Raw genomic sequence first — 24,266 nt, 5'->3', positions numbered from 1 at the left:
ATAAAGGAGAAAAAGGTCATTTTTGAAAAGCTGAGAAAAACTTTGATATAACGCTTACCTTTCCTCTTCCAGGCTACTCTCAAGAATTTCAGCCAGGGAACATTTGGATTCGTAATCAAAAACCGTGTAGCCTATATTCCTGATATCATTATAGGACTGACATCTCTTACTACCTCGTAAGAACCTGGGATCCATAATTGCAGAGGTAGTAGGTTTTCCTTCCAGCAAATCATCTGTAATAAGTACGTACATGGGACTCTTTACCGTATTCTTAAGTAGCCGGTGAGCCTCAATCACGGGAGCGCCAAACAATTTTTTAAAGTTTCCAAGCTCGTACTGCCCAAATTCCCCGTAATGAGCTATTAGCTTCAGGGAAAGCTGTAAATCCAGCCCAAATTCCCTGTTGATCTTCTCCTGCTCCTTATAAAAACTGGAAAGCATGGCCTCATACTGTCTTAAAATCGCATTGGGTTTCAGCTTTTTCCCGAACTTATACAGCAGGGCAGCATCTCCTTCAATTTCTGAAAGCTCCAAATCCAGGATGTCCTCTTTCAACAGCGATATTATGAGCCTTTGGTTAATTTCCTTTCCCGAAATAAGATCAATGTTATTGACGAAATTTGTAAATCCGCTTATGTCGGGAATCAGAATATTTCCGGGTCCCAGGGTAGTATCCTTTTTCAGCTTTCTTCTTCTCACTATTTCCATGACCTTCGATTTAAACTCCCTGTTACTACCTCATTTGCAGTAAATTAAAATAAAAATCCTGCCCGAAAAACCGGAATTTTTAAATTTCATCTCACATCAATTATTCTTCCACAGTCACAGGACTTTGCACGGAATTAATTACCTGGTCTACAGAATATTTTCCGCTTCCAAGGATCAATAAAGGAAAATAAAGGACCAGGTAAAGCAGCCCTAATTCTTTATTGGCAAAGGGATCATTAATATGGAATACGAATACCGCCACCAGCATGGTTGCGATTAGGGGTATAGCCACCCAGCGGGTTCCCAAACCAATGATGATAAGGATGGAACCTACCACCTCAGTTAGAACAGCCAGAGCCAGTGAAACTGCGGGGCTTAATCCCAATACGCCGGGAAACTGGATTTCTCCGCCCGCAAACAACATTTGTAATTTAGGCAGTCCGTGAGTAAGCATCAATACTCCTACTCCAATTCTTAAAATGATGAGTACCAGGTCTACCTGGGATGTCGTAAAGTTTGTATTTGTGAATGTTTTCATTTTTCTTATGTTATCCTATTTTTACTGAAGTCATTGTTAAAGAACTGTTTGTAAAAAGAGGAAGCCGGTAGGGCGATCTAATAATCAACTATCAAAAGATCATCGGCTTCCTGAAAAAAGGGGGATTATTGTTTTTTGAACTCTCCGTCCACGTCTACCACAACGCTGTCGCTCAATACGGCTTCAGGAAAATCCGGGCCCAGGTTATAGTCAGATCTTTTTACCTCCCCGGAAATGGCGAATCCTGAGATCACATCACCGTTTTGAGGATTTTCTACAGTTCCGCGGTACCATACGTCAAGAGTAACAGGTTTTGTAATTCCATGGAAAGTAAGATCTCCGGTCACTTTATATTTGTTCTCACTAACCTTTTTGGAAGAGGTGCTCTTAAATGTCATTTTTGGATGGTTTTCAGCATCAAAGAAATCGGCATTTCTAAGGTGGTTGTCGCGCATTTCAACTCCGGTATCAATAGAAGGCACTTCAATAGTCAATTGATACTGTGCATCGCTAAAGTCATCTTTTGAAGCTACAATGCTCCCATCAAATTTGTTGAACCTTCCTTCCACTTCAGAAATTCCCATATGGGTAATTCCAAAAGAGACCTGGGTATGGGCAGGATCCACTTTCCATGTGGTTTGGGCAAAAGTCGTGGTGCTTAAAAAAGCGATCATTAAAAGGGAAAATACTTGTTTCATAAACTTCATTTTTAGATTTAATTATTAAGGTTTGATTTATATGTTTATTAGTAGGCCGCAGTAAAGCGCTGCCTTATGTGCGCGGCGTTTTCGGCTTCATCTACCAGGACCACAGCGGTATCCTGTACAGAAAGGTCACTTTTTCCATGCTCGTCAAAAACGGGTTTATCAAAGCCTTTTCTATAGGTGTTCTTTTTTTCCTGAAGTTTCCCGGGTGCCATTTCAATCGCCGGACTAAAAAATGTCCAATCCAGGTCTTGTTCAGTTTTAAGGATCTCCAGGTATTCACAGGCTGCAGTAGCTCCCGGCTTGATTTCTTCCGGAAACCGCGGATCATCAATTACGCGGGTGCGTTCATTCAGAAATAAACTTCCTGCGCCACCAACAACGATCAATCTTTTTACACCGGCAGTCTTTACAGCCTCCTGTATCGCTTGTGCTCCTTTCAGATAATCCTCATAGATATTAGGATTGGTCCAGCCGGGATTAAAAGTGCTAATCACCACTTCATTTCCTTTAAGAGCCCGGGCTAACCCCGCAGTTTCATTTACATCTACCGCTATGGTCTTTAAAAGCTCATTTTTGGCAGTGATTTTTTCTGTGTTTCTCGCGATGGCGGTCACCTCATGGCCGCGGTCTAAAGCCTCCTTCAAGACTTCGGAACCCACGAACCCTGTGGCGCCTATAATGGCTATTTTCATCTCGTTTTTTTTTAATTACATTGTCCGTCAGTCGTACAGGATTCGCCTTCAGAAATTTCCAGGTCCGGCTTTGGCTGAAATTCCTGCCAAGCTTTTTCCAGGACCTCTAAAAAGGCTTCTGAAGATTGTGCTCCGGAAACGGCATATTTATCATTGAAGACGAAGAAGGGAACTCCTCTTACTCCAATATTTCGGGCCTCCAGTTCATCCTGCTTTACTTCATAGGCAAAAGCATCAGACTCTAACGTTGTTCTCACTTCTTCTGCATCCATACCTATTGAACCCGCTGTTTCTATAAGGACTTCCACATCGTCAATATTTTTTGCTTCTGTAAAATGTGCCTTAAAAAGTGCTTCTTCGATCTCATTTCCCAGGCCTTTCGAATTTGCCAGCTGAATAAGCCGGTGCGCCATGAATGAATTTGCAGGAACGCTTTCTTCAAGATTGAATTCCAGGCCTGTTTCTCTGGCCATTTTGGTGGCACCGCTAAACATTTGCCTGGCCTGGTCAGCACTCACCCCTTTTGCCTTTACAAAGTAATCAAGAGTACTCCCGGCCGCATCTGTCTTTAGGTTTGGGTCAAGCTGAAAGCTCTTCCAGGTTATATTTACTTTATCCTTTTGCGGAAACTTTTCAAGTGCTTTTTCAAATTTTTTCTTCCCTATATAGCAGAAAGGACATCTTACGTCTGACCAAATCTTTATTTCCATTAATATTTTATTTTAGTACATGACCCGATCCTTCAAAAAGTCGTTCTACTTCTGCCTTTGCCTGGGCATCTTTACTGCAGAAGGAGATCTTTTTTTCGATACTATCGAAATTGATCTCCACCACTTTTGACCAGGGAAGTAATTCCCGAAGATCCGGTTCATCCTTAATTTTTTTTCCTTCAGAAGGGACCAGAACGATCTTTTGAGTGGCCACTTCTTTAATCTTTTTTACATGTGCAACCAAAGAGGTATCGGGATTCACCAGCACGATCATATCGGCTTCCCAGCATCCGTCCCTTTCACAGCTCAAAAATTCTATTTCGGCTGTAGCATCCTGAAATTTCAGTTGCCTGCTAATCCCGATTTTTGTTTCCTCATCTTCAGAAACAAAGAGCAACCGAAGGTCCTGCTTTGTCAGAACTTTTATCATTTCAGAAAAAGATCCCTTCTTATCTCCTAAGATTGCTATTGTTTTCTTCATCACCTTTTTCATTCAATTGCCGGGAAAAAGAAAGTCTTCTTTTCCCCGGCAAAAAGATTATGCTTGTTTTACAAATTGCACCTCTGCACTAAGCCTTACCTGGTCACTAACAACCACACTACCTGCTTCTGTAACTGCATCCCAGGTCAACCCGAATTCTTTACGGCTTATTTTTCCACTTACTGTCATTCCCGATTTTGTTTGTCCGTAAGGATCTACTACCACTCCGCCAAATTCTACATCAAGAGTTACAGGTTTGGTAGTATTCTTTATAGTGAGTTCTCCTTCCAGCTTGTCGCTGTTTACGTCAAACTTTGCTGCTTTAAAAACAAGATCTGCATGCTCCTCTGCCGCGAAAAAATCCCCGGATCTTAGATGCTCATCTCTTTGCTCGTTATTGGTATCAATCGACTTTACGTCTGCCTTAAATTCCACATTTTTTACATCTTTAAAATCTTCCGCTTCAGTTTCTGCCTGCCCTTCGAAAACCTTGAATTTTCCGGTTACAGTGGAGATCATCAAATGCTTTACTTTAAAAGTTACCTCGCTGTGAGTAGGATCGATATTCCATTTTGTAGTTGCCATAGTATAAAGTTTTATTTAGTTATTACTTAATGTTACTCTGCAAATTTACAGGCATACCGCGTCCTCGCCAATGACTTATGATAAGAAATGGATGTGATCTATGTCACGTTTTTTAGATCGCTGCGCTTCTTGAAACAAGCACCAAGAGCCAGGGTTTTTTTTTAATTTGAAGATGACAGAAGGTAGAAGGTAGAAGTACGAATTGCTCAGCATCAAATTCATTATGAAAATTTCACGCAGAGCTCACTAAGTTTAAAGGGAAGAGCACAAGGAGATTTCAACAATTAGCAATTATCAGGCAGCAATTATCAGGGAGTTTTGAATCAATTATGTCAAAGTTAACCGGGCTACCCGGAGGTCATCTGACTACGAAGTCGGCTGAGAGTTTCACGGGTGACCCCAATATATGAAGCGATCATATGCTGTGGCACCCTTTGACTAATGCGGGGGAAATCATGAAGTAATTTGGTATAGCGCTCTTCGGCTGTTGTACTTATGGTACCCATGAGCCGCCTTTGGGTGGCAATGAGATTATTCTGAATAAGAATTCTGAAATAGCGTTCAAAAGCAGGGACTTCATCAAGGAGCAGGTCCCAGGAAGATTTGGTGATAAGCAAAAGCTCGCAATCCTCCAGGGCTTCTATATTATATTCTGAAGGTTCGCCGGTAAGAAAACTGTAAAGATCGGCTACCCACCAACCTTCCATCCCAAATTGCAGGATATGTTCATTGCCTTTTTCATCTATGGTAAAACTTCGCAAAAGGCCTTTTTCTACGAAAGTTGTATAGATACAGGGTTCCCCCTCCTCCAATAGAAAACGTTTCTTACGCAGCTTCTTTGGAATGAAAAGGGTTTTTGCATACTCAAATTCCTCATCGGTGATGTTGATAGTCTCATTTACCTTTTGATGTAGAAATTCAAACATTGCTGCAGTTTTAAAAATGGAATTTTCTTGAGGCTTTTCAGCAGATCATTTGTATGCCGATGCCGTGCATAAATTTAATGGATTTTTTTTCATGGGTGAGACCCAGGCGGAAGAGTATTTTTTGGCTTTAAAGGTTTTTTTTATTTAAAGTGATCCGGTTTGCTCCCAGTTTCCAAGCGTGGTTCCTGCGTTAAAAGCGGAGTCCAGAAATTCCCTCAACTTTTGTCCCGGGTCCTTTTCTTCCAGAAGTGCCTTGTAAGGAAGCAGAAATTCGTGAAGTTCGGGATGGTAATAGGCAGCCTCCGGTTGCAGTACTGCTTCTTTATACCCATCAGGTTCAGGATAATGATAGGAGTAAAAAGCGGCCTCGGGAAAAGCTTCGTTGCCAGGCCAGAAGCCAAAGCTCATCACTTCATGAGAATAGGCTTCCTCGGCAACCCAGTTGGGCAGATTAGGAATTCCTCCCGGATGTTTTGGTGCTTTACGTCCTGAGAAAAAAGAAACGGCAAGATCAAAACTGCCCCAAAAAAAATGTATATCACTGCTTTTACCTTTGAATCTGCACCTGAAATCGTAGAAAACTTCCTGTATGAGCAGCAACGCCTCCTGTAAATAAAGCGCCTGCTCGGGATCATATGTATGATGGACATGGTCATTTTCAAACCTGATGGGATTTTCCAATTCCACCGGTTTAGTATAAATCTTTAGTTCAATGTCCAGCTCCCTAAGCAAATCAAAAAGCTTGTGATAAAATCCGGCGACAGATAGGCCCGATAATCCAAATTCCCTGCTTTTTCCATGGCTGGTCAGTATTTCCAGTTTATGTACGGTCAAGTCCAGGTTGATCTGGAAAAATTGATTTTTATAAGGTAAGGTAGAGGTTGTAAGCCCGGTAGGAGTTAGTTTTAATGCCACATGCCAGGAGTGATTCATCCACGGCAATCTCTCCAGTTTTATCTTCCCGAGTATCTGTGTCCACATGTGCAGAGTTTCATAAGTCGCTTTGCCTTGCGGATACGAAAGTTGTGGCCATCGCTGTTCCATACCTGAGATTTTGCTCTTTAAATTACTAAAAATACATGGTACTTCCCCCTATTAAAAAAATCAATTTATAAGCTCTTTTAAGCGCGGTCATTTCGACACTTAAGCTTAAATTTATAGTACTTCTCTAAAAGAGCACTTATGAAATATTTCATTGGCACTCTCCTGTTTCTCCATGGATTGATCCACTTTGCAGGTTTTCTTGAAGCATTTTCTTTAATGGAATTTAAAGAATTGAGCCTGTCCATAAGCAGAACTACAGGCATAGTTTGGTTGCTGGCCGGGATTCTCATCCTCACATTCGTGGTGTTTTATTATCAAAAAAGCCGCTATTTATGGCTCATTGGCTTTTTGGCAGGATCAGTTTCTGTCATTCTTATCATCTGTTTTTGGGAGGATGCAAAGTTTGGATTAATTCCCAATCTCTTCATATTTGGAATTTCTTTTCTCTCTTTGGGATCCTATAATTTCGACCGACTTATTCAGCAGGAGATATCAGCATTATCAATCCATATTCCATCTCTTTCAGATAAAAAAGTTTCTGCAGAAGCACTACAGGGGTTGCCTCTCCCCGTTCAAAAATGGCTTCTGCATTCCGGAATGGTAGGCAAACCTTTTCTGCAGGTGGGGAAGATCACACAAGAGGCAGCAATGAGAATGAAACCCAGGCAGAAAAAATGGCTGAATGCAAAGGCCATCCAATATTCCCGCATGGACCTGCCGGCCTTTATCTGGACGGTGAATATGAGAATGAACAGGTTTCTAAGCTTCCGCGGAAGAGATAAATTCATGAATGGAAAGGGTGAAATGAAGATTAAATTGAACTCTCTCTTTAAGCTGGTTAATGCTAAAGGGGAAAAGCTGGATGAAGGCAGCATGCAGCGTTACCTGGGTGAAATGGTATGGTTCCCTTCCCTTGCCCTTAGCGAATTTATAAGTTGGGAAGCTATAGATAAAATTTCTGCAAGGGCAACAATGAATTATAAAGGGACAACAGGCACAGGGACCTTCTATTTCAATGAAGCCGGAGACTTTATAAAATTCTCTGCCTTGCGTTTCAAGGATAATACTGAAGGTGCTTTACGTTATCCATGGATTCTGAAAGTGCTGGATTACCAAACTTTTGAAGGCATTAAAGTCCCCTCAGAAATGACTGCCACCTGGAAACTTGAAAAAGAAGACTGGACCTGGTTAAGGCTGAAGATTGTAAATATTCAATACAATGAACATGTAGCGTTTGAAACATAAATTCCTTGATTCAAACTCCGACGTCTTGTTTAGGGCGAAAAAATTAAAGATTTCCTAAACCCCAGCAGCAGGTATTCAAAAATGGGATTTTTTCGTAATTTCTCGGGAAGGAAGCTTCGTAAAGCAGAAGGAGATCATTTAACCCTGAAAAAAATGCAGCAATTCCTTTTCCTTTTGAGGCTTTAATTTTATTCTATGAAGATACTACAGATAGGTTATCCAAAATCGGGCAATTTCTGGCTTTATCGAATTCTGCAGCAACTCCTGGAAACCATCGGCCATAATACCAAAAGTTTCATTCAGCAACATCCTGTACACTCTTTGGCTAAAACCTGGGAGCTGAATTTTCCCAATCAGGCCGATATCGATGTCATCGACATTACCGATCTTCAAACCACCTACCGCATAAGCAGCATTTTTAAAATGCCAGTGGAGAACTGGGAAACATACCTTCAAAAGACAAATCATGTGTGGACGCATTCCCCGGTTTGTAAAAGAACTGAAGGCATTTTCTCCTTATTTGACAGGAAAGTCTATATCATCAGAGATCCGCGTGACGTGCTGCTTTCTGCATCCAGATATTTTTGTTCAGATTATATGCTGAAATATTTTCCGCAGGAAGAAACCGAGCCGCAGGCATTCCTGGAAAAGAATTTTAAAGAACTGCTCCAGCAGTGGGTGTGGCATGTTTGGGATCACCTTCGGCTTCAGAAAAAAAGCAACATTCACATCTGCTATTTTGAAGGTTTTCTGAACGATTTTCAGCGTGAATTTGACCTGCTTTTGGATTACCTTCAGCTGGAGCTGAATTTTGAAGAAAGAACAAAATTAGAAGAAGCGGTTTCCTTTTCTCATCTTCAGAAAAAAAATCCGAAGCATTTAAAAAAAGGGTCTCACGGGCAATGGACCGAAGGTTTAACCGCCGGGCAGAAGGAAAAAGCTGAAACAATCACAGGCCCTTTACTCGACTACCTTGGATATGGCAGGGAAAATATGGAGGAAAAATTCAATTTTAGGCGCAGCTTTTCATCCGAAGATGCCGAAAAACTGAAAAAGGAGATCATCGCTTCCCAGGAAATTCTTTTTTCATAACATTTACAAAGGCCTTCTACCACACCCCCAGCTGCCGACCAATGGTTTTAAGCTGACCAATATGGTATCCTGTATGATGTAGTACTGTCATTGCAGCCCAGGAAAAATTCCGTCCATTCGACTGCCTCTCAAAAAGGGGGATTTCCGGATCCTTTACAAGTGCGATCATCTCGTTTAATTCGGCTTCATATTCATCAATAGCCTTATTCCATTCCTCTTTGCCTGGCTGATGATTTTCCGGCCACTGAGCCTTGGGCCACAGATCTATCTCCTTTTCGGGATGTTTCATAAATTGAAGAAAGGTTTTGTGCCTGGCGCGAATATGCCCCAGCAGGATCCAGGCAGAAAAATGCAGCCCGTCAAGAATAACTCCAGCTTTTCTGTGGTCGAATTCTCTTAAAAGAATAATATTTGGTGCAAAACCACCCCACAACAGCCCGGCCAGTTGCTCCCGCAGCTCATACTCTTCATTATGGTTCATATCTTTTTACCACAATCTACAAAGAGAATTAAAAAATTCCCGCCGCTGCCGCTCCTTCTCAAGTTAAACCTTTTATAAATTTGGCGGTTTGATCTATAGAGTTAAACAGGATAGCTAAATTCTTCTTCTTTTTTGGAGTATTCCAAAATGGCTTTTAATGCTTCTGTTTCACCAAAGATCTCTTTGCTGAGTGCTATAAGTTCGGCGTCAAATATTCCTTGAAAAGCAGGATCGGGGGCGTAAATTTTCCAACGCTCTTCCAGTTTTCGGTGAAGCTCCGCTGCAGAAATTGAAGTCCCGTCGAAAGAACTGCCACCTGCTACCCGGCTCACTTCCTGCATGCCTTCATCTGTGTGTTCCAGCCCCAGTTCTAAAGCAATTGCTTCTCTATAAACAGGGTTCTTCACCCACCTGTTAAAATTGATGACCACCTTATCTTTAAGAAAATTTGATTTGCCTAAAACTTCCTTTGCATGCTGTTTATAAATGCGACGTATGGAATGTACAGACATGGGTTTGGGACCGGCTTCAGGTTCGTGTCCTAAAAGGAATCCCGCCTTTCTCCGGCTGGCGAAAAGATTGAAGGGATCCCTGATGATAAGGATGTCTTTTCTGTTTTTCGCTTTTCCTATCCACCTTTCCCTGTTCTTCTTGAATTCTCTATGCTCTAAAGGACCCAGGAAAGAATCTTCGTGGCTGTAAAGCAAATAATCCTTCCAAATAAAATTTCCTTTTCGCTCTTCTTCAATATTGAAATCCGGAATATTGGTATACCAGGAATCCTCTTCGGACCCCAGGGGACGGCAGGTTTCGTATGGATTGAACTTAGGCTCGGTACAATTGAGGAAACAGAATTCCTTATCCTGAATATGACCCAGGATCCAGTTGATCACGGCGTGATTTCCGCTTCTCGAGATCCCGGTGATCCTGAATTCATTTTGATGGTCCAATTGTTCTTGATGGAGTTTTTCTTTCATAGGGTGGGATTATAAAGAATTACCTCATAAACGCCAAATTTTTAAGAAACACTCTGCACCTGAAGCCTTTCCAGCAAAGGCCTCAGAACAAAAGGAGCAATATTGTAAAGAAAAAAGACAGAGCGAAAAATTTCCTGATTATCCCATTAAAAAAGACACTCTGTTGAAGAACTTCTTTTACTCTTCCTCCTCTTTTGATGATATCAGCAGGAGATCGGTTTGTCGCCCATTGATATATCTGAATCCTTCTTCTCCCCAATAACCAACTTCCTCGAGCATGATACGGATATCTTTTTCCCATTCCGGAATCGCAATAGTAGTGTTAAGCTCAATGGCATAAACAGTCTGTGGAAATAAAGGATAATCCCCTGCTCCCGGCACCCCATCCTGCGAATCCCACATTCCTATGGTGGGTCCTGAAGAATGTCCATAGGTCCCTAACGGGTGGGTATATATTGAAGGTCGTAATCCTTCGTCCTTTGCCTGTTTTAATGAAGCAGCAAGAATTTCATTTCCGCTGCGACCTGTTTTAAAGTTAGAGGTGAGAATATCCTGCAGCCTGTTTCCTGTGGCGAGTGCCTGCTGCAGATAAGCCGGAGCATTGCTCTCTCCTGTCCTTAGCACATAGGCATGTTGCTGACAGTCTGTGTTAAGTCCAAGGTAAGTGATGCCAAAATCGCAATGCAAAAGATCTCCGGGTAAAATCACCTGGTCTGCGTAACCCGAGGAAAAAGCTTCAATATGATCTTTGAGGGCTTCTTCTTTTCTCTGTATATCTACTGTGGGATGAAACCAGGTTTCCAACCCGAGATCTGTCACCTTTTGGCGCATCCGCCAAACCACATCATCAGATGTGGTCTTTCCGGGAGTAATGACCTTTTTACTAAAAGCCTCCCGGATAATATCTTTTGTTATAGCAACAAGCTCCCTGTACAGTTCCATTTCTTTCTCTGTACGGGTTTCGATCCATGCATTGGCGAGGGCTTCGGCAGATACGATCCTCTTTTTGTATGTCTCAGGAAGTACTGCCATAAAGGCTTCATAATCTGTCTTTACAATTCCATCTGCAATATTAAAATCTTCAGAAAAATTCAGCCCGATTTTTTCGGGTTCCCGTTCTGTAATAATCTCCAGCAGTGCCTGCCATTGATCGGGCTGTGATTCGGAATCCCAGGAAGAAGTAATACTTTTGCCCACGTCGTATCTTGCAACGGCCAGTCTTTCCAGAGTATCAATTTCCTTATCCCTGTAAAAAACCAGCATCGTCCTGCGGCGGGCATTCAGCCAGGTAGCAGGCAACATGGTCCGCATTACAGGATCTTCATTGTATTCCCTGGAAATAAGGATCCACATGTCAATCTTGGTACGGTCCATTAATTTTGGCAGTAATTTATTAAACCGGTCCTCCAGCACCTCATCGACGATCTGTGCCTGCTCTTTTTCAGAAGCAATTTGTGCCTCGGAAGAAAACAGAACAAAAAAGAGGAAAACTGAAAAACAGGTCTTGGAAATAGAAAGAGATATGTTCATAAGGTTAGCAATAGATCCTGAAGATATAAAAAATCAATAAGAGCAATTTATACTCTTCTACAGGTGAAGGGTTAAGAATCCGGAAAGGAGTTCAGGCTATTATAAGAAAATGATGAAAGTAATGAGGAGGGCTGAGACAGCTACGATAGTCAGACTTAAGGTCAATATACTTGCTTTGGTAGCTAAGTACACCTCCTTAAATTCTTCGTCCTGTTCAACCAGTTCTTTCATTGCCTATACTGTATAAACAAATATATCTTACAGTTGCTTCTCCTAAAATACCTCTTTAGTGGTATTTTTTAAGCCCAAAATTCCCCTGAGTAGTACTTTCTCCTGCTCATATTATGACTGCTTTGCTGTGAAAGAAGAAAATATTTTCAGGCGGAGGAAAGAATTAAGATTTCCCTATAAAAACCTGCACCCTTGAACGGCAGGAACCCCCGGTCTCTTTCCCTATTTTACCTAATTATAGGTATTGTTAGGTCAAATCTGGTGGTCTACTTTTATTTATCTCTAAAAATACCTGAAAAAAAATTTTAGAGAGGAACAAAATCATATCATATTTAATCAGGAATTTTATTTTATTTGGACACGCTCTACAAGTACTTAAAAGTTTTAAATCCTTAATAGATGAAAATCAACATTTTAATTATTGAGGATGAGATTCTCGTCGCAGAGAATATCAGCTATATTCTTCAAAAGCATACCGACTGTGATATTACCATAGTAGATAACGAGGAGGATGCGCTTTTAATCTTTAAAAAAGAGCCGGTTGATTTAATCATAAGTGACATCCATTTGAACAATAGTCATGACGGTACTTGTGTTGTCAAAAAAATTCAGCAGGAACGGTATGTTCCCGTAATCTACGTAACTGCGTACAGTGACAAGAATTACCTGGATGCAGCCCTGGAAACAGAACCCGTGACATATCTTATCAAACCCTTTCTTGAAAGACAGTTGCTTGTGGCTTTTTCAATAGCATTGAACAAAGTTGAAAAAAACAGGTTGGAAGATAGTATAGTGAAGCCCAGTGCCCGGGAGCTTCAAATAATTGAACTCCTCATAAAAGGCTTCAATAGCAGAGACATAGGTAATTTCCTTTTTTTAAGTGAGCACACTATTAAAACTCAAAGAAAAAATATGCTCAGGAAGTATAAGGTAAATTCAACCTATGAACTCATTGCACTCTCCTCGAGACTAAAATGGATAAAAAATGATTAAAACAGATCGATGAATCTGGCAGGTTTTTTTCGAAATCTTGGAGGGAGTCCTGAACTCGAAATTGAAGAAAAGATCTTTAATATTTCAGCATTTTCAATTGGGGTTTTTGCTCTTGTAGGAACTCTGCTAAACTATTTAATCGGTCTAAACCTCATAGTCGTAGGATTAAGTTTCATAGGGAGTTTAGTGGCATTCTACTTATTTTATCTCTCCAGATATAAGTTCAGGTTCTCCAGCATCTTCATTGTTTATTATTTAAGTGCGATATTTCTGATCCTTGGAATCATGTATTTTTATAACAGTGGGTTTAGCGGTACAGTTCCTTACCTGGTTCTTGTTTTACTCAACGTTTTCATCCTGGTCACCCCAAAGAAATATCAAAAACATATAGCCGGAAGTCTTTATTTATTTCTTTTTTCCCTTTTCCTCCTGCAATATTTTTTCCCACACTGGATCACCCCTTATAATTCCAATGGAGAGGCGGCCGTTGATCATATGACCACCATGTTCTATTCCATGGGTCTTACAACTTATGTCACGATCTATTTTAGGAACAGGATGTCCAAAGACCGGCAGGAGATCATTAAGAAAAGTTTAGAAATAGAAAATCAATCTGTACAATTAAAAGAGAAGCATGAAGCTCTGGAAAATTCTTTGTCCCAGATCAAAGAGAGAAACCTGTATATTGAAACCCTCCTGCAGGAATTAAGTCATCGGGTAAAGAATAACCTGCAATTGGTCATTAGCCTTCTGGACATGCAGATCCTGGATGAAGAAAATAGAGAAAAACATTCCCAGGTTGAAGAAACCAAGAATCGTCTTATTTCTATTATTCTTGTGCATCAAAAGCTATACGGTCCTAACCAGAGGATAAGCATATATATACCTGAATATATTCAGGAGCTCTGTGAAAGTATACTTTCTCTTTATAATGGGAGCAATGAGACTAAGGATGGTAAGGAAATTATTGATTACAACATTGAGCCCCTGGAATTACCTGTGGAAAAAATTATTTCGCTTGGATTGATCTGCAACGAAATTATAACCAATAGTTTTAAGCACGGCTTCATAAACACTGATCAGCCAAGACTGGAGATCTTCTTTAGTTATTCTGATAAATACATTCTTAAGATCAGAGATAATGGAAACGGTTTCGATCTTTATAAAAATAAAAGGAGATCGGGAATGTCTCTCATGCATTCCCTGACGAAACAACTAAAAGGAGGTCTCGAAATCAAGTCGGAAATTGGAACCGGCACCACTACCATTCTCAGCTTTCCTTAATATTTATAGGGAATTTATCTATTGGGCTAATTTTTTTGGGTAAAGAAGAAAGTCCCCTTTCCGTTAAAAGAAAGGGGACTATTGTTAGATAGGTTTTAGAGGCTAATTTATTTTTCGGAAATTCTAAACCTAAATAAAAATGGTAGTCTTGATATAATATCGCATCACAGTCCTACTTAAAAAGATCCTGATTCGGCCAATTAGGGATCGAGATAAGTTCATTTCGTACAATGCTGTTCATTTCCTCTAAAATTCCGTTGGGAGGAAGAGTTCTTGAATTCAAAAGTAGTGCGTACCCGGTACGGTCATTCACTCTTGATAGTACTGTTGATGTGCCCGGTAAGGATCCAAAGAAATACCAGTATTGATATCCAAAATATAATTCCTGAAGGGAGGAATTACTTAATATATCGGGTTTGGATGATTTGCGATCTATTCTTACAAGCAATTTTACCAGGTCTTCAGCAGAAGCTATCCAACCTCCGTGTGAATCCATCCGGGAAACATTCATTTTGTATGGATCAAAATTCTCCTGGGTGTAATATTTTACTTCATTCATAAGCCTTTCTGAATAAGTATTACCTCCAATCTCCATATTTGTTATTCCTGCCGGCGTAAGGATTTCCTGTTTTACATAAGTGCTGTATGGTTTGTTGGTGATAGCTTCAATAACCCGTCCCAGCACGTTGTATCCAAAATTTGAATAAAACTCTGTACTTCCGGGTGCATTTGTGAGAGACCGGTTATCCAGTACATCTCCAATAAGCTGCGCATGAGTAAAATTCAAATTTGCGAACATAGGATCATTAGGGGTATTGGTCCACCCCGATCTATGCTCCAGAAGATGCTTTACTGTAATCTTCTTTATATCCTCTCCATAAGGTTTATTTCCATAGGTAGTTCCAAGAATTGCACCTACACCAAAAACAGGATCATCCAGATCAAGCAAACCTTGTTCTTTAAGTTTTAATATTGCTACTGCAGTTATAGGCTTGGAAATACTGGCTATTCGAAACCGGGATTGTGAAGTAACCGGAATAGATTCCTCAAGATTCGCAAATCCATAAGACTGGGAATAAACAAGTTTTTCATCCCTTACTATTGCGAGCTGTGCTCCACTTACATTATGATCATCCAGAAGTTTTTGAATTTTTTCATCAAGGGATTCAAATATTTCCGATCCGGTTAAGTTCTCCTCAATTTTATCATCTGCGGGATCGCATCCGGCCAACAACAAAACAAAAAGAAGAAGGTAAAAACAGCTCTTCATATACTTTAAATTTTCAGGAAAGATATTTTTAAATAAAAACTAAGACAATACCTATATATGGGTATTGATAACCTTTTTGCTCCATAAAAAAAAGCTCCTCCATTGAGGATCTTCTTTTTCAAATTGTTGTCTGGTTGATGCCCGAACGACTCGTCCAATTCCACTTTTTATATAGGCCACTCCGGAGACTTCATTTCTATAATCACCGAATTGCAGTACAATAAAGACAGGGTGGAGGGATTACTTGAATTCTCACTTTATTTTCGACAACGCTTTATTCAGGTCTTCCCTATATGCCCCGCTAACAGGAACAGTGTTCTTCTGAATCGTCACCTGATGCCTCTCAATTTTATCAATTTTCGACACTGCGACAATATATGACCGATGCACCCTCACAAACTTTTCTGACGGTAAAAGATTCAGGGCTTCCTGAAATGTACTTCTGGTAAGCACTTTCTTTTCCTTCAGCATAAAAGTGACATAATTCCCTGCGGCTTCCAGATAGAGGATGTCGTCGTAGTGGATCTTCAGCTGATCATATCCGTCTTTAACAAAAATAAAATCTGAAGGCTCGGCAGAGTTTCTGAAATTGAATAATTCATTTGCTTTATTACAGCTTTTAATAAACCGGGTCAGCGAAAAAGGCTTCAGCAGATAATCCACGGCATCGAGTTCAAAGCTGGTCACGGCGTGTTCAGAATAAGCAGTAGTAAAAATGACCAGGGGTTTTTTACTCAGGCTGCTGAAGAGATCTATTCCGGAGATATCTGGCATTTTAATATCCAGGAAGATGAGATCCACCTTTTCCCTCTGCAGATATTCGAGAGCTTTAAAGGCATCGGTGAACGTCGCCGAGAGTTCCAAAAAAGGTACTTTTGAAGCATGTGATTTTACCACCTCCAGTGCTAAAGGTTCGTCATCTATGGCGATTGCTTTCATCTAACTCAACTGAAGTGTAAGGTGAACGAAAAACTCCTTTGAATTTTCCCTTATCAAAAGTTCATGCTTTTTAGGATACAGCAGTTGCAACCGTTGTTTCACATTTGTCAGTCCAATCCCGCTTTTGTCCTTTTCCGGATCGTTTTCCACCCGGGGGTGTTTGCTGTTGTACACATCGAAATATAGCGTATTTTCCTTCTTCTCCAACGCTATCTTGATGTGAGAAGCTTCCCTGAAACTAATCCCGTGCTTAAAAGCATTCTCCACAAAAGGGATCAATAACATCGGAGAGACCTGCGCATATTCAAATTGCTGCTGTATTTGCGCCTGAATGGTAACTGTGGGACTCGGATCTGTCCGCAGCCGTTGCAGGCTGATGTAATTCTCAAGATATTCGATCTCCCGCTCAAGCGAAATTTTTTCCTGCATATTCTCATGCAGCATGAACCGCATCATATCTCCCAATTTCTGAATGCCCTCCCCTGTGCGATCTGCATTCTCCTGGATTGCCGTGCCATAAAGAGTATTTAAAGCATTGAACAGAAAGTGCGGATTGATCTGAGATCTCAAAAAGTCAAATTTTGCCGTAGATTGTCCCAGTTCCTTCTGGAGTTTGTCCACTTCTTCCTTCCCCTTTGTATGCCGCTTATAAACAAGCCAGCTAATTGGAGCGGTGATGAAAAACTGTACAGGGAAATTAAGCATCGCCACTATTAGAGGCAAATCTTCATCCCCGGTTAACAGGTATATCAGAAAACCGAGTGGAATGCCCGAAAATAAAAGGACGAGAAAAGTCTTCCAGACATAATCCCAGACCGGGTGCTTCTTTTGCACAGCCACCGGCAAGAGCTTATGAAATGAAAAAACATAAAATCCAATGCTATAGGGGACAAGAATGCCCGGAACTGCTATTGCTCCGGGGTGCGCCTCCCCTAAGAACATTGAAAACATGAGGAGGAGATAGAAGATAACAGCAAGTAAGATCCCTGTAGAAAAGCTGCCTTTTTCCTCTCTAAAGGCCCTGAATCTTCTCCATAGAAAAATGACACTGAATTTTATAAAAAAATACACTACCAGGACAGTAATAAGAACATTATCATCGAGGTGCGGGGAAAGAGCAAAGGAAATTCCAAAGATTGCTACTATGGCGACCATGTTCCGCAATAAGGCTTCGCGCTTTCCTATGGTGGGAACAACTACAAAATTCAGCAGTAGAAATGACAAGTAAAAAAAACAAAGGACAAGAATAAAGTAGAGATAATCCACTCCCCAAAGAGCAGCATACGGAATTGGACCTTCAGCAATAATTACTGTAAATCCCAGAAAGAATAAGAGGGTCGCAAGACCGAACTCCACCTTTTCTGTGAGGCTGTACTCCCTTTTCAAATCAAATGCATTAAGAATATTCATTATCAATATTTATAGAACAAGATTAACATAATTAGCTGCGAAAAAATAGTAAATGTGATGAATGAAGTGCCCAAAGTGACGAATTTCGGGCACTTTAATTATCTTCTATGGAAGTAAGATCTTTTCGGGTGCCGGAAAATGTTTTTCCCTGCATTTCAACTGTAAGTTCAGGGAATCCTTGATCCTCTTCCAAAAATGTAAAAACTAAATTCTTGTCTAATTCCGCCACAAACCTACTGTTCCCCTGGAACAACAGCGGGGAAATACCCTGACCGGCGAGGTCAACCTGTAGTTGGTCATCCTTTGAGAAGAAGCGGATCTCAATTGTCTTTTCGGGAATTTTGACCATGTAACTTCCTTCATACTTTTGTCTTTCGGCCGCCGACAGCTCGCTGTTTTTAATTTCCAGGCCAAATGCGGCCCTTGCCAAAGCTTCAGATATTTTCTCATCCTGGCCTGATCCTGTGTTGGTCATCACAGCAATACTGAGATCTTCTTCAGGATAGAACTCGAGGTTGGAATTGAAGCCCTGGATAGAGCCGCCATGGTATATTTTCCGGTGATCTCCGAGCTTACCCAGTTTCAAACCAAATCCATATTCAGTGGGGCGACCGTCTTCCAAAATTCCTGAAGCAGTCATTTGATCTAAAGACTCCCGGCTTACTACCTGTCCCGAATAAAGAAGATGATTCCAGCGAACGAGATCCAACACTGTGGAACATAAGCCCCCGGCTCCGCCGGGATTCTTCATATTGATATAAGGTGCATTGAAGATTTCGCCCTTGGCAGAGATATAGCCCTGTGCCCTGCTCCCTATAATTCGACTTTCATCACAGTACCCGGTCTGTTCAAGCCCCAGTGGCTTCAGAAATTTTTCCTCCAAATACTGCCCGTAAGGCAATCCACTGACTTTTTCTATGATCATACCCAGGAGAATATAATTCTGGTTCCTGTATGCGAATTGCTCGCCGGGTTCAAAGTCCAGTGGTGCATTGGCAAACATCTCAATTATTTCCTCTTCAGAAAGTTCATAAAACGCTTTCCTTCCGGCTGCAATTTTTTCTACTTCAGTGTTATATTTTTTACTTCCAATTCCCGAAGTCTGGTTGAGAAGCTGTTGAATGGTAATTCCGGCACCATGAGCTGGATATTCAGGAAAATATTTTCCCAGCGTATCGCTGATTTCCATTTTGCCCTCTTCTATGAGTTTTAATATAACTGCTGCCGTGAACTGCTTTGTTATTGAGGCGACTCTGTACACGGTTTCCGGAGTGGCCTGGACCTTGTGCTCAACATTGGCGAGGCCATAGCCTTTAGAAAGTACCACCTTGCCCGCCTCGGCTATGGCTATGCTCATCCCGGTTATCAGGTTGTCCTTAATAAGTAAATGTGCAAGAGAGTCCGAAACCTGTTCAACCCTCTCAAAATTAAAAGGATCACCGGGTTTGTTATCAATGATCTCAGACTGAAAAGCCAGTGCGGGATTGTACACAAAAAACCCCACAAACAATAAATAGATAGGTTTCATACAGTTGTTTTTTACACCTACAAGTCTATGGCAGACCCATCTAAAAAGGAAGTTTATGTGACAGATGCATTAAAAGATGTGACCAATGGAAAGGCAGGTAAGTAAAAGGAGTAGCGGACCTTCATCTGTTACAATTCCTGATGTAAGGCGTCTTAAATAAAATAAGGGTAGCCATAAGTGCCTGATTGTCAATCTTAATATTTAGGTCAGCAATTGGTATGCGAACGGAAAGCCGTCACATAAATACCTGCTTCCGTCACAATTTATTTTCTTCCGGAAGAAGATGTTTTAATGTTGTTTAATCAATCATAATCTCTAAAAATGACAAATCAGGAAGCAATCTTACAGATCAGGAATGTCTCGAAATCTTACCCCAATGGCGTGCAGGCGCTAAAGGATGTTTCTCTCACAATTCCCCCGGGGATGTACGGACTTCTGGGGCCCAACGGGGCGGGGAAATCTACCTTAATGAGAATTCTTGCGACCCTGCAGGATCCCGATGAAGGTGAAATTCTATTCGACGGTATGGACGTGGTGAAGCAAAAGGAAGAGCTTCGAAAAACCCTTGGATATCTGCCGCAGGAATTCGGAGTCTATAAAGGCATTTCTGCGGAAAAACTTCTTGATCATTTTGCGGTTTTGAAGGGAATCACCAACAAGTCCGAAAGGAAAGATGTTACTGAAGCTCTGCTGAAGCAAACCAATCTCTGGGATGTACGGAAGCAGAAACTCGGCGGCTATTCCGGCGGAATGAAACAGCGCTTTGGAGTGGCAGTAGCACTAATTGGAAATCCAAAGCTGATGATCGTAGATGAACCAACTGCCGGACTCGATCCTGCGGAAAGAGTCCGTTTCCTGAACCTTTTAAGTGAATTGGGGGAGAACAGCGCAGTTATCCTTTCTACTCATATTGTAGAAGATGTTTCTGAACTATGCACCCGCATGGCCATCATCAATAAAGGGGAAATTCTTCTTGAGGCAGAACCCATAGCATCAGTTAAGGACCTGGAAGGAAAGATCTGGAGGAAAATTTCAGCCAAAACTGAATTAGCCGCCCTTGAAAGAAATTATCAGGTGATTTCTACAAAGCTTCTTGCGGGGCAAACGGTGGTGCATTTTTATTCTGAAGAGAAGCCGGCTCCCGAATTCCATCCTGTACAACCCGATCTGGAAGATGTTTATTTCAGTACTATGTCAGGTTTTCTCGGAAAAGTAGCGCAACAAAAAGAAAGGGAGGTACTGTCATGAGGTTCAGGGAAATTTTTCAATTCGAATTAAAGTATCAGCTAAGCCGCCCCGCGACCTGGATCTTTATTGTGGTAGTCCTGGGCTTTAGTGGCCTGGCGACTGTTTCGCTGATCGACAGTGTCAAAGAGGGCGGTTATTTTCTGAACTCTCCTGTCATTGTTTCTTTGGTCACAGCGGTAAGCAGCATGTTCGGCCTGCTGTTAACAGCTGCACTTTGTGGAAATGCAGCTGTTAGGGACCGGCAGGCAGGAATGGAACCCCTTCTGTTCACCACTTCGCTGGGAAAGATCAATTACCTGGGTGGAAGATTCCTGGCGCTGCTCAGCATTAACTTTATGGTTTTGCTGGTAATTATTTTATCTCTCTTCCTGACGTCGCTCATTCCTGCTTTACACGAGTATTTTGGGCCTAATTATTTCACTTCCTACACCTCTGCAATTCTCTATTTTGCAATTCCGAATACTTTAATAACCAGCAGCTTTCTTTTTGCGCTTAGCCTGGCCACAAGAAAATCTATGGCCGCCTTTCTTGGAGCAGCCTTGCTTTTTATGATCGCTCTATTCACGATGGACATCCTTGCCGGGGAAATTGGAAAATGGGCTTTGGCTAAAAAACTGGACCTTTCGGGTCTTACCATTCTTAAGGAACTCCGGAAGGTACAGACGCCCCTGGAGCTAAAATCGGGATTTGTGGCAGCCGATAAGTTCCTCTTTCTAAACAGGCTGTTCTGGCTGGCCGGCTCCTTTGTTTTACTGGCCTGGGCATATTTCAGTTTCAGTTTTAAGTTACAAACCGGCAGTAAAAGAAAATCCAGGACAAATAATCCAGGCACTTCAGAAATTCCAAAAAAGATATGGAGCAACGGAGTTGCTGCACCCTTGGTTCAAAGAAGTTTTGACCTCAGAACAAAAATCCGGCAGGTGACTTACCTGAGTCTAAGCTCCTTCCGAAGCATGTTTAAGGGAATGGTGTGGCTCATCTATCCGGCTATTGCTGTGCTTAGCATCATCGCCAGTAAAGAAGTCCTTGAAGGTCAGTTGGGCGTGCCTATGATCCCTACAACCTATGTCGTGATTGGCTTTCTCAAAGCCATGGGAACAGGTTTGGTCTTTGCACTTTTGATCACATATTACGCCGGTGATCTCATCTGGAAAGAACGGGACTCACGCTTGAACGAGATCAATGATGCTGCCCCGGTTAAGGATTCGGTCTTGTTCCTTTCAAAATTTTTCGGTCTTGCGATCCTGCTGTTCTTTTTGCAGTTGCTGGTGATGTGTACCGGTTTTATTGTTCAGTATTTACTTGATTCCCCGTCAGTTGATCTTATGCTCTATCTAAAAGTGCTTTTCGGTTTGAGATTTTTTGATCTGCTGCTTTTTACCGCCGTGGCTTTTCTGGTTCACGTGTTGGTCAACCAGAAGTATGTGGGGCATTTGGTACTCTTTATCATGTTCTTTTACATGTACTTCCCGGGGCTAATGAACCTTCATCACAACCTGCTGATCTACGGCGCGGCTCCGGAATGGTTTTATTCTGAAATCAGTGGTTTTGCATCATCAATCGGTCCGTGGCTTTGGTTCAAGTTCTATTGGGCGGTTTGGGCGATCCTGCTCGCATTGGTGTCGAGGTTGTTCTGGGTGAGAGGAAAGGAATCTAAATTTAGCAGAAGGTATAATCAGGCGAAGGAAAATTTCTCCGGAACTCCCGCAAAGGTTGGCCTGCCGGCCCTTCTGGTTGTTTTCCTTGTCGGAGGATATGTGTTTTACAATACCAATGTCCTGAACGACTACAATTCGGTCACTGAGAAAACAGAACGGAAGGTACTTTATGAGAATAAATACGGAAATTTCAAAAATGCGCTTCAGCCAATCCTTTCTGAAGTCAAACTTCAGGTGGAACTTTATCCTGAAGAACAGGCAGCAGAAATTAAAGGAACTTACAAGCTCGTGAACAAAACTTCCGAAGCGATCGATACGCTTCATATCTCAACTACTTCAGACGTTGATCCTGAAAAAATGAAGTTTTCCGAAGAAACTTCCGCGGTCATTATCGACAATGATCTTGGACACAGAATCTACAGGCTTAAAAAGCCGCTTTTGCCGGGAGATTCCCTTCAGCTGGAATTTTTAGCGCGTTTGGATCAAAAGGGATTCAGCAATTATGGCCGAAATCAGGAGGTAGTTGCAAATGGGACTTATATTGGTTATCATTTATTACCTGCTATTGGGTATAAGGAGGGCCGGGAAATAAGTGATAAGGCGCAAAGGGAAAAATTTGGTTTGCCGCTGCAGTCCAGGGTGCCATCATTATATGACCGCACTAGAACCATGGACATAAGCGGAGCCGAAAAAATACATTTTGAAGCGGTTTTGGGTACATCTTCAGAGCAGACTGCAATTACCGCCGGGACTCTCAAAAGAAGCTGGAAAGAAGACGATCGCAACTATTTTGACTACGCCACAGATGTTCCGATCACACATAATTACGAGATCTTTTCTGCGGAATACAAACTGCACGAATCGAGCTGGAATGATGTCGATATCCAGATCTTTTATCATCCCGGACACACCCGAAATCTTGAGCGAATGCTTCATGGAGTTCAAGCCTCGCTGGAATATTTTTCTGAAAATTTTAGTCCGTATCCTCACAGCCAGATTAGGCTGGTTGAATTTCCCGGAAGCGGAGTCGGGCTTAATGGTAATCCCGTAACCATGTCGTACACTGAAGGTTTTTCCTTCTTTGCACCCGAAAAAGATCACCGGAAACTTGATTTTCCGTTTGCTGTAACCGGTCATGAAGTGGCGCACCAATGGTGGGGGAATGAACTGAGGCCTGCCTATATTGAAGGAGCTCCCATACTTACTGAAAGCCTGGCGTGGTACAGCTCGTGGATGCTGGTGAAAAATACCTTCGGGAAGGAGCATCTCGAGACGCTGTTACACGTGATGAGAATGGAGTATGAATCTCCGCGCTCCCCCGCCGATGTTCCTCTCCTTCGAGCTACAGATAAATTTAACGCTTACCGCAAGGGTCCATTCGCGCTGTACACTGTTCAGGAATATATTGGAGAAGAAAAGGTGAATCTGGCGTTGAAAAGACTGCTGGAAAGATTTGAGTCCAGAGAACCGCCACTTCCCACGACCCTCGATCTCTACGCCGAACTCCAACAGGTAACCCCCGATTCCCTGCAGTACCTGCTGCACGACCTTTTTGCGCAGAATACTTTCTGGGAAATGGAAGCCAAAGAATCTGTTGTCACTCCTTCCAAAAATGGTAAATGGGAGGTCACTTTTAATTTTGAGATCAAAAAAATTGCAGTAGATGAAAAAGGTGTGGTCACAGAATTGCCTGTTGCGGATTATATTGATCTGGCCGTATACGCCAACTCTCCCGAAGGTGATCTCGGAGAATTACTTTACTTAAAAAGGCATAGAATAACTTCAGGAGAAAATTCGGTCACAATTCAGGTGAATAAAGAACCCGATTTGGTGGGAATAGATCCCAATCATTTGCTCATAGACAGGGAACCCTTAAATAATTTTAAAAAGCTGTAAAATATCAAAAACAAAAAAGCCTCTAAAAACGATGATTTGGAGGCTTTTTTTAAAAAGACCGATGTCAGGGTGACCGGTTTATCCTCTGTTATT

22 protein-coding genes are annotated in these 24,266 nt (G+C 41.7%); 6 read left to right on the top strand and 16 right to left on the bottom strand.

What is annotated here, in order from left to right:
* Window positions 1–54 precede the first annotated feature (54 nt).
* The 9 genes from CRO16_RS07215 to CRO16_RS07175 all read right to left on the bottom strand — a co-directional run bounded on the left by CRO16_RS07215 (window position 55) and on the right by CRO16_RS07175 (window position 6,391).
* The gene (locus CRO16_RS07215; protein WP_097055615.1) at window positions 55–708 is read right to left on the bottom strand and encodes a DUF2652 domain-containing protein; all 654 of its coding nucleotides are present in this window, start codon (window positions 706–708) and stop codon (window positions 55–57) included.
* Window positions 709–808: 100 nt separating this feature from the next.
* Window positions 809–1,246 (bottom strand): DoxX family protein, encoded by a 438-nt coding sequence (locus CRO16_RS07210; RefSeq protein WP_097055614.1) that lies wholly within the window; start codon window positions 1,244–1,246, stop codon window positions 809–811.
* Between the two features lie 125 nt (window positions 1,247–1,371).
* The gene (locus CRO16_RS07205) at window positions 1,372–1,944 is read right to left on the bottom strand and encodes a YceI family protein (protein WP_097055818.1); all 573 of its coding nucleotides are present in this window, start codon (window positions 1,942–1,944) and stop codon (window positions 1,372–1,374) included.
* 47 nt (window positions 1,945–1,991) lie between these two features.
* Complete coding sequence (locus CRO16_RS07200; protein ID WP_097055613.1) at window positions 1,992–2,645, bottom strand: NAD(P)-dependent oxidoreductase; 654 nt, start codon at window positions 2,643–2,645, stop codon at window positions 1,992–1,994.
* An 11-nt stretch (window positions 2,646–2,656) separates the two neighbouring features.
* Window positions 2,657–3,355, bottom strand: a complete 699-nt coding sequence (locus CRO16_RS07195) for a DsbA family oxidoreductase (RefSeq protein WP_097055612.1) — start codon at window positions 3,353–3,355, stop codon at window positions 2,657–2,659.
* Window positions 3,356–3,362: 7 nt separating this feature from the next.
* Window positions 3,363–3,836, bottom strand: a complete 474-nt coding sequence (locus tag CRO16_RS07190) for a hypothetical protein (RefSeq protein WP_143544462.1) — start codon at window positions 3,834–3,836, stop codon at window positions 3,363–3,365.
* A gap of 57 nt (window positions 3,837–3,893) precedes the next feature.
* A complete protein-coding gene (locus CRO16_RS07185) occupies window positions 3,894–4,421 on the bottom strand; it encodes a YceI family protein (RefSeq protein WP_097055610.1) in 528 nt (175 codons plus the stop codon).
* A gap of 347 nt (window positions 4,422–4,768) precedes the next feature.
* A complete protein-coding gene (locus CRO16_RS07180) occupies window positions 4,769–5,347 on the bottom strand; it encodes a Crp/Fnr family transcriptional regulator (RefSeq protein WP_097055609.1) in 579 nt (192 codons plus the stop codon).
* A gap of 144 nt (window positions 5,348–5,491) precedes the next feature.
* Entirely contained in the window at window positions 5,492–6,391 is a 900-nt protein-coding gene (locus CRO16_RS07175) for a DUF5996 family protein (RefSeq protein WP_097055608.1), read from the bottom strand.
* Between the two features lie 138 nt (window positions 6,392–6,529).
* On the opposite strand from CRO16_RS07175, the gene CRO16_RS07170 reads away from it, so the two are divergent.
* Together CRO16_RS07170 and CRO16_RS07165 are read left to right on the top strand one after the other, a co-directional pair.
* Window positions 6,530–7,636 (top strand): DUF6544 family protein, encoded by a 1,107-nt coding sequence (locus CRO16_RS07170; RefSeq protein ID WP_097055607.1) that lies wholly within the window; start codon window positions 6,530–6,532, stop codon window positions 7,634–7,636.
* Window positions 7,637–7,831: 195 nt separating this feature from the next.
* Entirely contained in the window at window positions 7,832–8,728 is an 897-nt protein-coding gene (locus tag CRO16_RS07165; protein WP_097055606.1) for a sulfotransferase domain-containing protein, read from the top strand.
* Window positions 8,729–8,744: 16 nt separating this feature from the next.
* Here the strand turns inward: CRO16_RS07165 and CRO16_RS07160 are convergent, their stop codons facing one another.
* From CRO16_RS07160 to CRO16_RS07150, 3 genes are all read right to left on the bottom strand, one after another.
* A complete protein-coding gene (locus CRO16_RS07160; protein ID WP_097055605.1) occupies window positions 8,745–9,209 on the bottom strand; it encodes a DinB family protein in 465 nt (154 codons plus the stop codon).
* Window positions 9,210–9,310: 101 nt separating this feature from the next.
* Window positions 9,311–10,186, bottom strand: a complete 876-nt coding sequence (locus CRO16_RS07155; protein ID WP_097055604.1) for a hypothetical protein — start codon at window positions 10,184–10,186, stop codon at window positions 9,311–9,313.
* A 177-nt stretch (window positions 10,187–10,363) separates the two neighbouring features.
* Window positions 10,364–11,716 (bottom strand): M24 family metallopeptidase, encoded by a 1,353-nt coding sequence (locus CRO16_RS07150; RefSeq protein ID WP_097055603.1) that lies wholly within the window; start codon window positions 11,714–11,716, stop codon window positions 10,364–10,366.
* A 630-nt stretch (window positions 11,717–12,346) separates the two neighbouring features.
* Here CRO16_RS07150 and CRO16_RS07145 point away from each other — a divergent pair.
* Together CRO16_RS07145 and CRO16_RS07140 are read left to right on the top strand one after the other, a co-directional pair.
* Window positions 12,347–12,940, top strand: a complete 594-nt coding sequence (locus CRO16_RS07145; protein ID WP_097055602.1) for a DNA-binding response regulator — start codon at window positions 12,347–12,349, stop codon at window positions 12,938–12,940.
* A gap of 9 nt (window positions 12,941–12,949) precedes the next feature.
* A complete protein-coding gene (locus tag CRO16_RS07140) occupies window positions 12,950–14,224 on the top strand; it encodes a sensor histidine kinase (RefSeq protein ID WP_097055601.1) in 1,275 nt (424 codons plus the stop codon).
* Window positions 14,225–14,396: 172 nt separating this feature from the next.
* Here CRO16_RS07140 and CRO16_RS07135 read toward each other — a convergent pair whose 3' ends face one another.
* The 4 genes from CRO16_RS07135 to CRO16_RS07120 all read right to left on the bottom strand — a co-directional run bounded on the left by CRO16_RS07135 (window position 14,397) and on the right by CRO16_RS07120 (window position 19,371).
* Complete coding sequence (locus CRO16_RS07135; protein WP_097055600.1) at window positions 14,397–15,494, bottom strand: serine hydrolase domain-containing protein; 1,098 nt, start codon at window positions 15,492–15,494, stop codon at window positions 14,397–14,399.
* A 252-nt stretch (window positions 15,495–15,746) separates the two neighbouring features.
* Complete coding sequence (locus CRO16_RS07130; protein WP_097055599.1) at window positions 15,747–16,433, bottom strand: LytR/AlgR family response regulator transcription factor; 687 nt, start codon at window positions 16,431–16,433, stop codon at window positions 15,747–15,749.
* Complete coding sequence (locus CRO16_RS07125; RefSeq protein ID WP_097055598.1) at window positions 16,434–17,843, bottom strand: sensor histidine kinase; 1,410 nt, start codon at window positions 17,841–17,843, stop codon at window positions 16,434–16,436.
* Window positions 17,844–17,937: 94 nt separating this feature from the next.
* A complete protein-coding gene (locus tag CRO16_RS07120) occupies window positions 17,938–19,371 on the bottom strand; it encodes a serine hydrolase domain-containing protein (RefSeq protein WP_097055597.1) in 1,434 nt (477 codons plus the stop codon).
* Between the two features lie 321 nt (window positions 19,372–19,692).
* Here CRO16_RS07120 and CRO16_RS07115 point away from each other — a divergent pair, with 321 nt between their 5' ends.
* Window positions 19,693–20,619 (top strand): ABC transporter ATP-binding protein, encoded by a 927-nt coding sequence (locus CRO16_RS07115; protein ID WP_097055596.1) that lies wholly within the window; start codon window positions 19,693–19,695, stop codon window positions 20,617–20,619.
* Entirely contained in the window at window positions 20,616–24,173 is a 3,558-nt protein-coding gene (locus CRO16_RS07110; protein ID WP_097055595.1) for an ABC transporter permease/M1 family aminopeptidase, read from the top strand. Before CRO16_RS07115 ends, CRO16_RS07110 begins: the two co-directional genes overlap by 4 nt.
* Window positions 24,174–24,266 lie beyond the last annotated feature (93 nt).

The sequence above is a fragment of the Salinimicrobium sediminis genome, from assembly GCF_900215295.1.
GTDB lineage: Bacteria > Bacteroidota > Bacteroidia > Flavobacteriales > Flavobacteriaceae > Salinimicrobium > Salinimicrobium sediminis.
Note: the sequence above shows the minus strand (reverse complement) of the source record. Positions and strands in the feature narration are given on the sequence as shown.